Below are 13,182 nucleotides of genomic sequence, written 5' to 3'. Positions count from 1 at the left end.
TTGACTAACACCCTGCAGCACCCCAACTACCGCTATAGCGTGAACAGTATTGGTGACGAGAAGCAGCCGCTTTTGGTGATTGATAATGTGTTTTCGCAGGCCGATTCGCTTATTGATTACGCACTTACTCAGCAAAATGTGGCGCCGGCTAAAGGTTTTTATCCGGGCATGCGCTCGCCCTCCCCGCCTCGCTATATTGATACTCTGCTAAGCGTCGCTGGTGATGCTATTGAAGAGGCCTTTGGGCAACCTGCCACGGCGTTAGTGTCGAGCGAAAGTTTTTTTTCCATAGTGGCAACGCCGTTCGAACAACTGAGCCCTCCGCAGCGAGTGCCTCATTTCGATCGGCCAGAACCCGAAAGCCTCGCGGTTATTCATTACTTGTGTGGTGCGCCCTACGGTGGCACCTCGTTTTACCGGCATAGAAAAACGGGCTACGAATATATCGACCAAGCACGTGTAGAAGGTTACATGACGCAACTTGATAAAGAAGTGCGCACTGAAGGTATTGGGCGCTACAAAGGCTACATTAGCGGCGATACACCATTATTTGAGCGGGTAGCCAGCTATGAAGCAACGTTTAATCGGGCACTTATCTACCGTTGCTCGAGCCTGCATTCCGGTAATATTCCCGATACTTACCCGTTTGACCTTAACCCGCGTACTGGCCGATTTACGGTGACGTCGTTTTTATACCCTTAAAATCTTTGGCGCAGACGGATGTGGGCAAAACGCTGAGAGAATCATTACAGGTACCTTCTGCAAACAATTACGGATTCAGTCACAACCCAAACGATACGAGAGCTACAATAAATCGACATGATTCAAATTTCGAATGTACATAAATATTATGGCAACGACACGCAGCGGCTACACGTACTGAAAGGTGTGAATGTCACAATAGCCGAAGGCGAGCTGGTTGCCATTATGGGTTCTTCTGGTTCTGGAAAGTCGACGCTATTGAATATTTTAGGCATTTTAGACAGTTATGATGAAGGCGAATATCGCCTTGCTGATATTGCCATTCGACATCTCTCGGAACGAAAAGCAGCGGCTTTGCGTAATCAGCATTTGGGGTTTGTTTTTCAATCCTTTAATTTATTACCGTTTAAAAACGCCATGGAAAATGTCGCACTGCCCTTGTATTACCAAAAAGTGGGGCGTAAAGAGCGCAATCGTCGCGCACAAGAATATTTAGATCGTGTGGGCTTGGGCGACCGCGCATTGCACCTGCCGGGTGAGCTGTCAGGTGGACAGAAACAGCGCGTTGCTGTCGCACGTGCACTAATAACCAACCCAAAAGTAATACTTGCCGATGAACCTACAGGCGCGCTCGATAGCGTAACGTCAAAAGACGTGATGACACTTTTTCGTGAGGTAAACGACAGCGGTAAAACAGTTGTAATTGTTACGCACGAAGATGAAATAGCGGCGCAAACGGAACGCGTTATTCACATAAAAGATGGCTTAATCGTTGATACCTAAACGCCATGGAATTTGATAACTTACAAGAAATCCTATTCACCATTCGCAAAAATAAACTGCGAACGTTTTTAACCGCGTTTGGTGTTTTCTGGGGCATATTAATTCTAATTCTATTGCTCGGTGCGGGTAAAGGGCTTGAAAATGGCATAACGCAAGGCTTTGGTAGTGACGATCGAAGTAGTATGTGGATAAGCGCTGGGCGTACCGCTATTCCCTACCAAGGGACTCCCAATGGAAGACAAATTAATTTTACCGAAGATGATTTAACCGCGCTACGTGAACAGTTTGGTGAGGTTCAATATGTATCTGCCGAGAATCGTGCGGGCATACGTTGGCGGCGAACAATAAACGTAACCTACAAAAATAAATCGGGTGCGTTCGGGGTGTTCGGTGTGGCAGATGACTATTTCTCGATAAAACGATTTCTGGAGTATCGTGCTGGGCGAACGCTGAATGTTCTCGATACCGCCGATACACGCAAAGTCGCGTTAATTGGCAGCGCCGTGAGAGATCGCTTATTTGGTGAGAATGTAGACCCCACCGGCGAGCAAATCACTTTTCACGGTATTGTGCTTCAAGTGGTAGGGGTATTCTATGATTCGGGCCGGCAGGGGAGAATGTCCGAGCGTATCTATATACCGTTAACAACGTTTCAAAAAACGTTTGGTAGTGCGAATAAAGTAGGCACGCTAGCGTTAACACCTAAATCGAGCACCGATTCTTACACGTTAGAAGAAAATCTGAAAACATTCCTTCGGCAACGCCATGGCGTAGCGCCTACCGATGAACGTGCAATCTCCATTTACAATACGGCTCGCCAGCTTGAAAGCACCACGAAAACATTCGCCGCCATTACCATGTTTGTATGGTTTGTAGGGTTGGGGACGCTCGCTGCCGGTATTGTGGGTATCAGTAATATTATGATTATTACGGTGAAAGATCGTACGCGGGAAATTGGCGTACGAAAAGCACTGGGCGCTACACCCCTATCGATAGTGACAATGATTTTAAGTGAATCGGTACTCGTTACGGCGACGGCTGGTTATTGTGGCCTGGTACTGGGCGTCGCCATACTGGAAGGCGTTAGTCTTGTCGTTAAAAATGCGGGTGGAAGTTTAGGTTTCTTTGGCGCGCCCGATATAGAGTTGTCCACCGCCATTCAGGCCGTGATAGTGTTGATTGTTGCAGGGGCTTTAGCGGGCCTAGCGCCAGCGCTACGCGCAGCGAAAATATTACCCATTGAAGCGATGCGGGAAGAATAGAATGCATTTACTCGACGGCGATATTTGGCAAGAAATTTTTGACAGTGTGCGTCGCCACAAGATGCGTGCAACCTTAACCGCCTTTGGCGTGTTCTGGGGAATATTTATGTTGGTTAACCTGCTGGCAGCAGGTAATGGGTTACGCAACGGCGCCAACGCCAGTATGGGTGGGGTGAGAACGTCGGTCGCGATGTGGTCCGGCCGCCCCACCAGTATTCCATACAAAGGTTTAACAAAAGGTCGGTACATTCATATGAATGACGACGATATGGCCGCTATCCGCAAGTTGTCGAATGAGGTTGCGATTGTTTCGCCCAGTAATGGCATCGGTGATCAATTTGTTGCACGAAAAACGAAAGGCGATACTTTTCAGATTAACGGTGTCTGGCCAGAAAAATTTATAGGCGGAAATTTTCACTTATTGGAGGGGCGCTATCTTAACCGTTTCGATTTAATGGAAGAGCGAAAATCTGTTGTCATTGGCCGAAGAGTAAAAGAATTGCTCTTTGAAGAAGACGAGTCGCCCATTGGCCAGAGAATAAAGATTTTAGGCGTACAGTTTCAGGTGGTCGGTGTGGTTGAGCCTTCGGCCCTTAATAATTGGGCGCAACGTGAATTAACGCGTATTTACATGCCTCAATATACGTTGCGTAAAGCTTTTAACCAAGGTAGCCAAGTGCACAGCTTTAGCGTTACTCCCGTTAGTGGTGTGGATGCCGCCATTGTTGAAAAGAACGTAACAAATCTTTTACTGCGTCGTCATCGGGTACACCCGGACGATAAAGGGGTAATAGGCAGCTGGAATTCACAGGCGCAATATGATCGCGTGCAAAGTCTATTTACCGGTATTGCATTTTTTAGTTGGTTTGTCGCGATAGGGACAATTATTGCGGGCGTTGTGGGCGTAGGAAATATTATGCTTATTACCGTGAAAGAACGTACGAAGGAAATTGGTATTCGAAAAGCGCTTGGTGCAACACCTGCATCCATAATCAGTGCAATTGTACAGGAATCACTGGCGATTACATTTTTAGCAGGCTACGCGGGTTTGGTAGCCGGAGTGCTGGTTGTTGAACTGGTCGATACGTTTGCTAGCGATCCCAATACGACTTTTTTAAATCCGGAAATAAGTTTTTCCACCGCAATATGGGCCATTTTGGTGCTGCTTTTTGCGGGTGCCGTGGCCTCAATATTACCTGCTAGACGTGCCGCAAATGTTAACCCTGTTGTCGCTTTACAAGATGAATAAATAATAAGGATTGGTCTAAATGAAGAAGTTTTTCGCCATTGTGATTTCCATCGTGATAGCGGCAGTGTTTATTGGGACGGGTGTTTTTCTCTACCTTAAATCTCAAGAGAAGCCGGTTATCTATGCCACAGAAAAGCCAATGCGTACCGATATTGTGAAAAAAACAGTCGCTACTGGTAAAATTATTCCGCGCAAAGAAGTCGAGATAAAATCACAAGTCTCGGGTGTGGTGGAAAGAATATTTGTAGAGGCTGGGCAAGCGATTAATAAGGGTGATTTAATTGCGAGAATTCAAATAATTCCCAATATGGAACGGTTGAACGCGGCTGAATCGAAAATGGAAACCGCACGCCTTCGCTATGAAAATGCTAAGCGTGAATTGGAACGACAGACACAACTTTTTGAAGATAGATTAATATCCGAATTCGAATACAATAAGTACCTACATGAGTTTGATTTGCAGGCCGAAACATTACAATCTTCTGAAAGTAACTTGGCCATTATTCGTGAGGGCGCTTCGAAAAAAGCAGGGAAGGTATCGAATCTTGTGCACGCCACTTTAACAGGGTTAATTTTAGATATACCCGTTAAGGAAGGAACATTTGTAACCGAGACGAATACGTTCAATGCGGGTACGAGCATTGCGTCTATTGCCAATATGCAAGATATGATTTTTCAGGGCACTGTCGACGAGGCCGAAGTGGGTAAAATTCATGTTGGAATGGCGCTTTTGTTAAATATTGGTGCAATGGAGGAAGAGCCTTTTATTGCCGAGTTGGAATACATTTCACCGAAGGGGTGGGATGATCAAGGCACCATTAAATTTCAGATTCGCGCCGCGGTGAGCCTTCAGAATGATCGTTTTTTACGGGCGGGCTATAGCGCTAATGCCGATATCGTGTTGGACAAGCGTGAGCAGGTGTTAGCGATTAATGAACGCTTGTTGATTTTTGAAGGGGACGAAATATTGGTAGAGGTTGAGTCTACACCCCAAGTATTTCAAAAGCAGAAAGTAAAAACGGGGCTTTCAAATGGCATTCATATTGAAATACTTGAAGGTATTAATGCAGACACACGGCTGAAAACGCCGAAGTAAGCGAGGCTTTAAACCTCGAAGGTAAAGCCTTGCCGTGTTAACTGCTCGTAAGCGGCTTTATCGAAACGATAGAGGTTTGCTGCTCGGTGTGCCACGCCTGTTTGTTTTTCATTGCACGGGGTAAGTAAATCCATTTTCATTATTTTTCGGCGGAAATTGGGTTTATCTAATTTAATGTTGAGTATGGCTTCGTACAATTCCTGAAGTTGCAGCAGTGTAAATTTTTCGGGTAATAAATTGAAACCAATGGGGTAGTGTCGAACTTGGTGTTGTAAGTGTTGAATACCGAAGTCGAGAATGTTCTGGTGGTCAAAAACAAGCTGTGGGGTGTCGTGCACATTAAACCAGCCGGCATCCGCTGCACTAAAACCGGCTAGTAACGCGTAATCATCAGCACTTACGAGGGCGTAATAGGCAACAGTAACAACTCGTTCGGCGGGATAGCGATTCACCTTGCCGAAGGTTTTTAACTGATCCAAATAGGGGTGTTCGACACCGGTAAGGTCTTTGAGAAGACGTTTGGCTGCATCTTTAAGGTCTTCTTCGTGCTTGATCCAGCCCCCAGGGAGTGCCCATTCGCCCATACGAATACCTTCGCCATGCTTAATCAACAAAATTTTCAATTCGCTGCCGTCTAGGCCGAATATTAAGTTGTCGATGGATAAGCCGCGCATGACACCCTCTGGTAAGGGATAGGGTTCACGGGTTGGACTTACTGAGGTTACTTCTGCCACGTTGATTGGGCTCCATAGTTTGCCGAGGTTATTCATATTAGGGTATTGCGCTCCATGCAGGTGTATTTGTTGCCTGTGAGACGCAATCGCTAACAGCCGATTTGATGTGTGTCCGAATGAATTCGAAACGTATTTTTCGGCGAGAAACCTTATAATATAAGGCGTAGGCGCGAAACAACGGCCCTGTAAAAAGCCATGCGGACACTAAAATACTGCTGATCTGTTGACTAAAATTGTGTAAACGGTTGTGGCAGACGGCTGTATATCCTCTGCTGTGTGAAGCCCAATTTGTGTAAAAAAGGCTACCGCTTGTCGGTTAGAACAGAAGTGGCTTGATCGTAGCATTAATACCTCTTGTGGTCAAAACGACAATAAGGCTATACTTCACCTATGATGCTGGAGGGCTAGACAAAGGCCAAAAGATCCAGTGCATACTCTATTAATGATATTAATCGCTTGGCAGGTAAACAATGCTTTTTCTTGGAATCGACGTAGGCAGTTCTTCGGTAAAACTCTCAATTCTGGATGGAACTTCCGGTAAGCCACTGGCGGCCACCCAATACCCAGAAACGGAGCTGGCTATTAGTAGCCCGCAACCAGGCTGGGCAGAGCAGCATCCTGACTTGTGGTGGGATTGCATTACGAAAGGCTGTGAGCAGCTTTTCGCTAAAGAAGGTGTCGACCCGCTTAAAATTGAGGCTATTGGAATCTCCTACCAAATGCATGGTTTGGTCTTGGTCGATAATGCGCAAAACGTCTTACGCCCTGCCATTATTTGGTGCGATAGCCGTGCTGTACCCTACGGGGATGCCGCATTAGAAGCATTGGGCCGCGATTATTGTTTTGAGCACCTCCTAAATTCGCCCGGTAATTTTACTGCGGCGAAATTACGTTGGGTGCAGGATAAAGAGCCAGAAACTTTCGAGAAAATTCACAAAGTAATGTTACCGGGTGATTTTGTCGCTATGAAATTATCGGGCGTAATTAACACGACAGCTTCGGGCTTATCTGAAGGCACGTTGTGGGACTTTAAAGAGCAGGATATAGCACATTCATTGCTTGAGCATTGGGGCGTAAGTGCAGACTTAATTCCCTCTATAGTGCCGAGCATTGGTGAGCAATCTGAAGTGTCTGCTAAAGCTGCCGCTCAGCTCGGTATACGCGCAGGCGTAAAAATAAGCTATCGCGGTGGAGATCAGCCCAATAACGCTTTGAGTTTAAATGTTTTAGAGCCTGGTGAAGTTGCGGCAACGGCGGGCACCTCTGGCGTCATTTATGGGGTTACGGACAAACCCGCAGCCGATGTTGAGTCACGCGTAAACACTTTTTTACATGTCACCAGCGAGCCTGAAGCGCCTCGTAACGGTGTTCTTGTTTGCGTGAACGGTGCTGGTCGATCTTATAGTTGGCTACGTCAATTGTTAAGTGTTGACGGAAAACCGGTAGATTATAGGCTATTGAATGCTCAGGCAGAGGCTACACCTATTGGGAGTGAGGGCTTAATCTTCCATCCCTTTGGTAATGGTGCAGAGCGAATTTTTCAGAATCGTAATATGGGCGCGCAATTACGCAATATAGACTTGAACCGACATGGCCTTGGGCATATGGTGCGGTCGGTTCAGGAGGGAATTGTATTCGCTCTGAATCAAGGATTTGACGTATTGAAGTCGTTGGGTGGTAGCTGTGATGTTGTGCGTGTTGCACAAGGCAATATGTTTCTGAGCGATGTGTTTGCCACTGCATTTGCTAATACTACCCAAGCGGCTGTTGAAATCTTCGAAACTGACGGTGCTGAAGGCGCCGCTCGCGCCGCTGCTCTGGGTTGTGGTTATTTTGGTTCTGCGAAAGAAGCGTTTAGTAGTTTAACTCGCGTCAACGTTATCGAGCCAAATGCCGGCAAGGTTGGTCAATATGAGCAGGCGTATGGCGAGTGGGTTGCAGCATTACCACAATAATCATCTATAAGGGATGACGCTTCGGCGCCACTGACAAGGTTTATAGTTAATGAGTTCACAACAACAATTTACCCCTGTGCTTCTTCGTACACGAGATGGGTTAGCCAAGCTTGAAGTGGTACCCGAGTTAGGTGGTTTACTGAATGGATTATGGTTAAGTGCTGGCGATAAGGCTCTTGTGAGTGTAATTGCTGGAATTGAAGACAAAGCGGAGCTAGCGGTAAACGCGGGTTTTCGTGGGACGGTTTTGTACCCGTTTCCCAATCGTTTAGATGCAGGCCAGTATCACTGGCTGGGTAAAACTCAGCAGTTTCCCGTGAATGAAACAGGCTTTAATAATGCGTTGCACGGTTCTCTTTACCGCACGCCCGCGCGTGTTATCACTTTAGAGGAAGGCGAAACGGAAAGTGTTATTGAGCTGCTATACGCCGTTGAAACGCAAACAGATGGCTTTCCTTTTCAAACTGAGGTACGTATTGAATACCGATTAAGTAGCGCTGCAGGGCTTACCCAAATTTTCAAGGTTAAAAATGTTGATAAGCAGGCTATACCGGTTGGATTAGGGTGGCACCCATACTTTCAGTTGCCGGGGCGCAGTGCTGACGAGTTGCATCTTACCGTCCCCTCTACCGTGCACACATTAATCGATGATCGAATGTTGCCTACGGGCGACGTCGAACCCTTTACCGAATTTCAGGAACCGAAGGCTATAGGCGCGAAACCCTTCGATGACTGTTATCGTCTTAATGAGCAAGGCTCAGAAGACGAAACTCGGGTGAGTTTATTTTCACCCGAAGATAATTTGCGTCTGGATGTATGGCAGCGCAGTGGCCCACGTGGCTACAATTTTATCCAGCTATACATTCCGCCAGATCGTAAATCCGTAGCTGTTGAGCCCATGACCTGCGGCATCAATGCATTTAATACCGGCGATGGTCTAGTTGAGCTATCGCCGGGTGAAGAGCTGGTCGCCCACTGTGGTGTTCGGTTGTTCAACTGATTATTTATGACTTATTTAAAAGGTAGAAAGCTATGAGCGTTTTAATTGGCGATAAAGAATACTTCCCAGGCATAGGCAAAATAGCCTTTGAAGGCCCCGAGTCGGATAACCTACTAGCGTTTCGTTATTATGACGAAAACCGCGTAGTTGCTGGCAAGGCAATGAAAGATTGGTTTAAATTTGCCACCTGCTATTGGCATACCTTCTGTGATACGAGTGCCGACCCGTTTGGCCCTGGTACTCGCCGTCATCCTTGGTTCGATGGGCCAGACGCGATTACACGTGCCAAACAGAAGGCGGACGCAGCGTTTGAATTTATCACCAAACTGGGTACGCCTTACTACTGTTTTCACGATGTAGATGTTGTTGAGGAAGCCGGAGCTGACCGTGCAGAATATAGTCGCCGTGTATCAACAATGGTTGACGTCTTGAAGGAAAAGCAGAAAGCGTCTGGCGTTAAATTGTTATGGGGCACCTCCAATCTGTTTACAAACCCTCGTTTTATGAACGGTGCGTCTACTAACCCCGATTTCAATGTATTGGCTTATGCTGGTGCGCAATTGAAAGATGCGCTTGATGCAACCATTGCGTTAGACGGCGAAAACTACGTATTTTGGGGTGGTCGTGAAGGCTACATGAGCCTGCTCAACACCGATATGAAGCGCGAGAAAGCTCACATGGCGCGTTTCTTAACCATGGCGCGCGATTATGCTCGTGGACAAGGCTTTACGGGTAACTTTTTTATCGAGCCAAAGCCGATGGAACCCTCCAAACATCAATACGATGTTGATAGTGAAACCGTTATTGGTTTTCTTAAAGAGCATGGTTTGGAGAAAGATTTTAAACTTAATATCGAAACTAACCACGCAACGTTGGCCCAGCATTCGATGGACCACGAGCTACAGGCAGCAGCAGATGCTGGCATGTTAGGCAGTATTGACGCTAACCGTGGAGACTACCAAAACTCTTGGGATACTGATCAGTTCCCGTATAACATCAATGAAACGGTTGAGTTGATGCTAGTAATCCTTCGGTCGGGAGGTTTACAAGGTGGTGGTGTTAACTTTGATGCAAAAGCACGTCGTAACTCTACTGACCTAGCGGATCTTTTCTATGGCCATATTGGTGGCATGGATGTTTTTGCGCGTGCGTTATTGATTGCCGATGATTTGTTGCAAAAATCGCCCATCGAAAAAATGCGTGAAGAACGTTACGCAACGTTTGATAGCGGTAAGGGTTCGGCGTTTGAAATGGGTACTTTAACGTTGGAACAGCTAGCTGAAATTGGTAACGCCAATGGTGAGCCGCCCGTGACGAGTGGACAGCAAGAGTTATACGAAAACATTATTAATCGTTACATTCGTTAACTAATACGTTACCGGTAAGCGTTAGTCAAAACCCACTGTTTACGGAAGTATTCAGTGGGTTTTTTTACGCCTACACCTTTTCATTTTTGTTGCGTGGTATACCGTACTAAATAATCATCATGAAACGGTATTCTGGTGGCGGCCTGCGCTATAACGCTTTGCATGCGCTCTAGAAGCGATTGAAACTTTTCAGTATTCATTTTTTCCGCTAGTGGATTGTAATACTGCGGATGTATTGCAGACCCCATTAAAATCGCGCTCCAATAGTGTGCGGGAATAATATCGCTATCCTTCGTCGCCACAATACCTCTTTCTTGAAAAAGCGAAAAAACTTGTTGTAAAGGTTCACTACATGTATCGAACAAAAGGGGCTCGGAGGTTAGAGAGCTGGTTGTCAAAGCGTTCAGGGCTAAATGGCCGTCGCTATAATTGTGCACGTTTTCGTACTGTGTGATGGCTTGTCGATTATATTCGTTTGAAGCGCTGGTAAATTCCCCCTGCGACGGCAGTAACGCTGTAAACCTTTGCAGGTCGAAATAGAGTAAATCAATGGGCGACATGAGCGTTGGGAAAAAAGAGCACGCCGTGCAACCTATGGATAGCCGGTTTTGTTCCCACGGCTTTGTAGCATAACCAAAGTTAAGGTCTTCGTCCCTTGCTTTGCCGTGTGTAAGGCTGGGTATTTGTGCCGCTTGGTCTTCGTGGCGGCTGGATAAATAATACTCATCAATGCGTTGATGACTTAGCGCTATACTAACTAACGTTGCGCTTTTATCTGTGCTAATAGACTGTATATTCGGTGTTCGATTGTTGTGTGGTCGGCGCACGCTTATTTTTCTATTGGCTATTGGTGCATGCTTTACAACATCACTTGTTGGCAATGGAGATAAGTTTTCCTCACTACAGTCTATATAAATATCGCCGATTAACGTCGAGTGAGAGAGTACAGCTTCAGAGATAGCGCCAGTAGGATCAAGGTTCACGCCAGTGAGAGTATCGTCCAAATAACGAACGCCTTTTCGTACTGCAATATCCTTCAGATACTGCGCGTATAAAGCGCTATCAACTGTCAATCCATAGTTTAACGTTGACAATACCGACTGCTGATTCGTTACAGGGTGGGTGAACCGCTGCTGGTATGCTGCCATTGCCGATAGGCTGAAGTGATCATAGCGGTATTGTTTGGATTTTGAGCGTAAAAAATAATTGTCAAAATCTACACCGTCGAAGTTTACGCCTATTTTGTCGTAGGTTTGAATAAAGTGTTGATCGGCTCTAAGCCAATTATTGAATTTAAGACCGAAAGTAAAGGTGCCATTCGTACGCTTTAAGAGGTCTGCTTCATCGATACCTAAGCGTTCGTGGAGTACTTGGGTATCAGGTGATAGTGTTTCATAGGCTCGACCGGTATTGTGAGTGTCGTTCGGCGCCACCACATAACAGTGTGCAATCTCTGAGCCCAATGTATCGACGAGCATCGCAGCGGTGAAAGCGGCTTCTACGCCCTTGCCGATAATCACAAATGTAATCGGGTTCACTTTAGATGCTCCGCGTGCGCTGACATTTTCTTCACGCCTTTTTCGACGGCTGCGATGTGGGCCTCAAAATAATGCTTAAGCCGAGCTGGTGCTATAGCGTCGGTATTTTTAGCGTAGCCAGATGGAACAATACCTTGTCCTAACAGAACGGCTACCCAACTGGGTTCAGCAAATAAATGTCGGCTGGCTGGCGGCGTATAGCCTTGCTGTTTAAAGAGTTCAAGGGCATTTTCGAGTGAGGCCGGAATGGTCATTGTCCTGCAGTAATTCCAGAACTCGGAATCGTTTCTCTGCGTTGCGTGATAATGCAAAATAAGGAAGTCACGTATTCGATCAAGTTCAGCCGCATGCTCGTTATTGAATGCGTGCCGTAAAAAACGGTTGTCGGTATTGTTGTTAATGTTAGGAAAAAAGTCGAGTAATTTAAATATAGAAAATTGAATTAAATAAATACTCGTGGATTCAAGTGGTTCCAAAAAACCGCTGGATAATCCTATTGCGACACAATTATTTTTCCAGCTTACTTTTCGTTTTCCCGCAGTAAACCGTAATATCTTAGGTGTATTGAGAATGTCGCCGTCAATATTATTCAATAACGTTTGTTCTGCCTGCGCGTCATCACAATAATCGCTGCAGTACACGTAGCCGTTGCCGGTTCTATGCCGTAACGGAATATTCCATTGCCAGCCAAATGCTCTCGCCGTCGATTTTGTGGTGGGTCGTGTACACGCATTGCCTGTAGATGCTACGGCTACCGCTCGGTCACAACGCAACCAATGGCTCCAATCTTCGTAGCCTGCCTTTAACGTACCCTCTATAAGTAGGCCTCGAAAGCCTGTGCAATCAATAAAAAAGTCACCGCTAATGGTTGCTCCATTAGCTAACGTTAAGGCTGTTATATCGCCAGTGTGTGGTGACTGGGATATTTGCGCTATTGTGCCTTCAATACGCGTAACACCACGCGCCACAGCGTATTGCTGGAGGTATTCGGCATAGAGTGTGGCGTCTAGATGATAGGCGTAGGAATAGTCGGGTAGTTCAGGTGTATGGCTTTTATTGGGGGGCGCAAATTTATTCTGGTGTGCAGCTTGTATTGGGAGGCAAAAACGATCGATAGAAGGGGTGTTATCGCCATTGAAGTGACGACGCCACAAATGGTGGAAAGAAATACCCTCCAGTGGGCGGCCATGTTCGCTAAAAGGGTGCATATAGTGCGCACCAATAGTTGACCAATCTATAAATTCGATACCAAGTTTATAGGTGCCTTTGGTTCTTTGTAAAAATTCGTGTTCGTCAAGGCCGAGGAACTGATTGAAATTTCGCAGATGAGGGATTGTTGCTTCTCCTACGCCAACGGTTCCAATGTCACTGGATTCTACTAATACGATCGAAAATTGGGCTGAGGGTAACGCTCGTACGAGCGCCGCAGCTGTCATCCAGCCAGCAGTGCCACCGCCAGCGATAATTATTTCTTTTACTGCGTTGGTTTCCATAAA

At 46.3% G+C, this 13,182-nt stretch carries 11 protein-coding genes; 8 read left to right on the top strand and 3 right to left on the bottom strand.

The window, feature by feature from the left end; all coding sequences use genetic code 11:
- The 5 genes from H5647_RS02980 to H5647_RS02960 all read left to right on the top strand — a co-directional run bounded on the left by H5647_RS02980 (nucleotide 1) and on the right by H5647_RS02960 (nucleotide 5,092).
- Complete coding sequence (locus tag H5647_RS02980; RefSeq protein WP_045861015.1) at nucleotides 1-702, top strand: DUF6445 family protein; 702 nt, start codon at nucleotides 1-3, stop codon at nucleotides 700-702.
- 117 nt (nucleotides 703-819) lie between these two features.
- Entirely contained in the window at nucleotides 820-1,485 is a 666-nt protein-coding gene (locus tag H5647_RS02975; RefSeq protein ID WP_045856197.1) for an ABC transporter ATP-binding protein, read from the top strand.
- 5 nt (nucleotides 1,486-1,490) lie between these two features.
- Nucleotides 1,491-2,747 (top strand): ABC transporter permease, encoded by a 1,257-nt coding sequence (locus tag H5647_RS02970; RefSeq protein ID WP_045856195.1) that lies wholly within the window; start codon nucleotides 1,491-1,493, stop codon nucleotides 2,745-2,747.
- A gap of 1 nt (nucleotide 2,748) precedes the next feature.
- Nucleotides 2,749-3,996 carry an ABC transporter permease gene (locus H5647_RS02965; RefSeq protein ID WP_045856193.1) on the top strand — a complete coding sequence of 416 codons (1,248 nt, stop codon included), beginning with the start codon at nucleotides 2,749-2,751 and terminating at the stop codon, nucleotides 3,994-3,996.
- Between the two features lie 19 nt (nucleotides 3,997-4,015).
- A complete protein-coding gene (locus tag H5647_RS02960; RefSeq protein WP_045856192.1) occupies nucleotides 4,016-5,092 on the top strand; it encodes an efflux RND transporter periplasmic adaptor subunit in 1,077 nt (358 codons plus the stop codon).
- A gap of 8 nt (nucleotides 5,093-5,100) precedes the next feature.
- Here H5647_RS02960 and H5647_RS02955 read toward each other — a convergent pair whose 3' ends face one another.
- Complete coding sequence (locus H5647_RS02955; protein WP_236075019.1) at nucleotides 5,101-5,766, bottom strand: NUDIX hydrolase; 666 nt, start codon at nucleotides 5,764-5,766, stop codon at nucleotides 5,101-5,103.
- A 530-nt stretch (nucleotides 5,767-6,296) separates the two neighbouring features.
- On the opposite strand from H5647_RS02955, the gene H5647_RS02950 reads away from it, so the two are divergent.
- Genes H5647_RS02950 through xylA form a run of 3 tightly spaced genes read left to right on the top strand, consistent with a single transcriptional unit; the run spans nucleotide 6,297 to nucleotide 10,148 of the window.
- Nucleotides 6,297-7,781 (top strand): xylulokinase, encoded by a 1,485-nt coding sequence (locus H5647_RS02950; RefSeq protein WP_045856190.1) that lies wholly within the window; start codon nucleotides 6,297-6,299, stop codon nucleotides 7,779-7,781.
- A gap of 49 nt (nucleotides 7,782-7,830) precedes the next feature.
- On the top strand, nucleotides 7,831-8,781 hold the full coding sequence (locus H5647_RS02945) for an aldose epimerase family protein (protein ID WP_045856189.1): 951 nt from the start codon (nucleotides 7,831-7,833) through the stop codon (nucleotides 8,779-8,781).
- A 32-nt stretch (nucleotides 8,782-8,813) separates the two neighbouring features.
- Nucleotides 8,814-10,148 (top strand): xylose isomerase, encoded by a 1,335-nt coding sequence (gene xylA, locus H5647_RS02940; protein ID WP_045856188.1) that lies wholly within the window; start codon nucleotides 8,814-8,816, stop codon nucleotides 10,146-10,148.
- 80 nt (nucleotides 10,149-10,228) lie between these two features.
- On the opposite strand, the gene H5647_RS02935 is transcribed toward xylA, so the two are convergent.
- A complete protein-coding gene (locus H5647_RS02935; RefSeq protein ID WP_045856186.1) occupies nucleotides 10,229-11,686 on the bottom strand; it encodes a tryptophan 7-halogenase in 1,458 nt (485 codons plus the stop codon).
- On the bottom strand, nucleotides 11,683-13,179 hold the full coding sequence (locus tag H5647_RS02930; protein ID WP_045856184.1) for a tryptophan halogenase family protein: 1,497 nt from the start codon (nucleotides 13,177-13,179) through the stop codon (nucleotides 11,683-11,685). The genes H5647_RS02935 and H5647_RS02930 overlap by 4 nt, the downstream gene beginning before the upstream one ends.
- Nucleotides 13,180-13,182: the final 3 nt, after the last annotated feature.

Origin of the sequence: Teredinibacter purpureus, assembly GCF_014217335.1 — a bacterium.
Lineage (GTDB): Bacteria > Pseudomonadota > Gammaproteobacteria > Pseudomonadales > Cellvibrionaceae > Teredinibacter > Teredinibacter purpureus.
The sequence above is the reverse complement of the archived record's forward strand: the minus strand, read 5'-3'. Positions and strand labels throughout refer to the sequence as shown.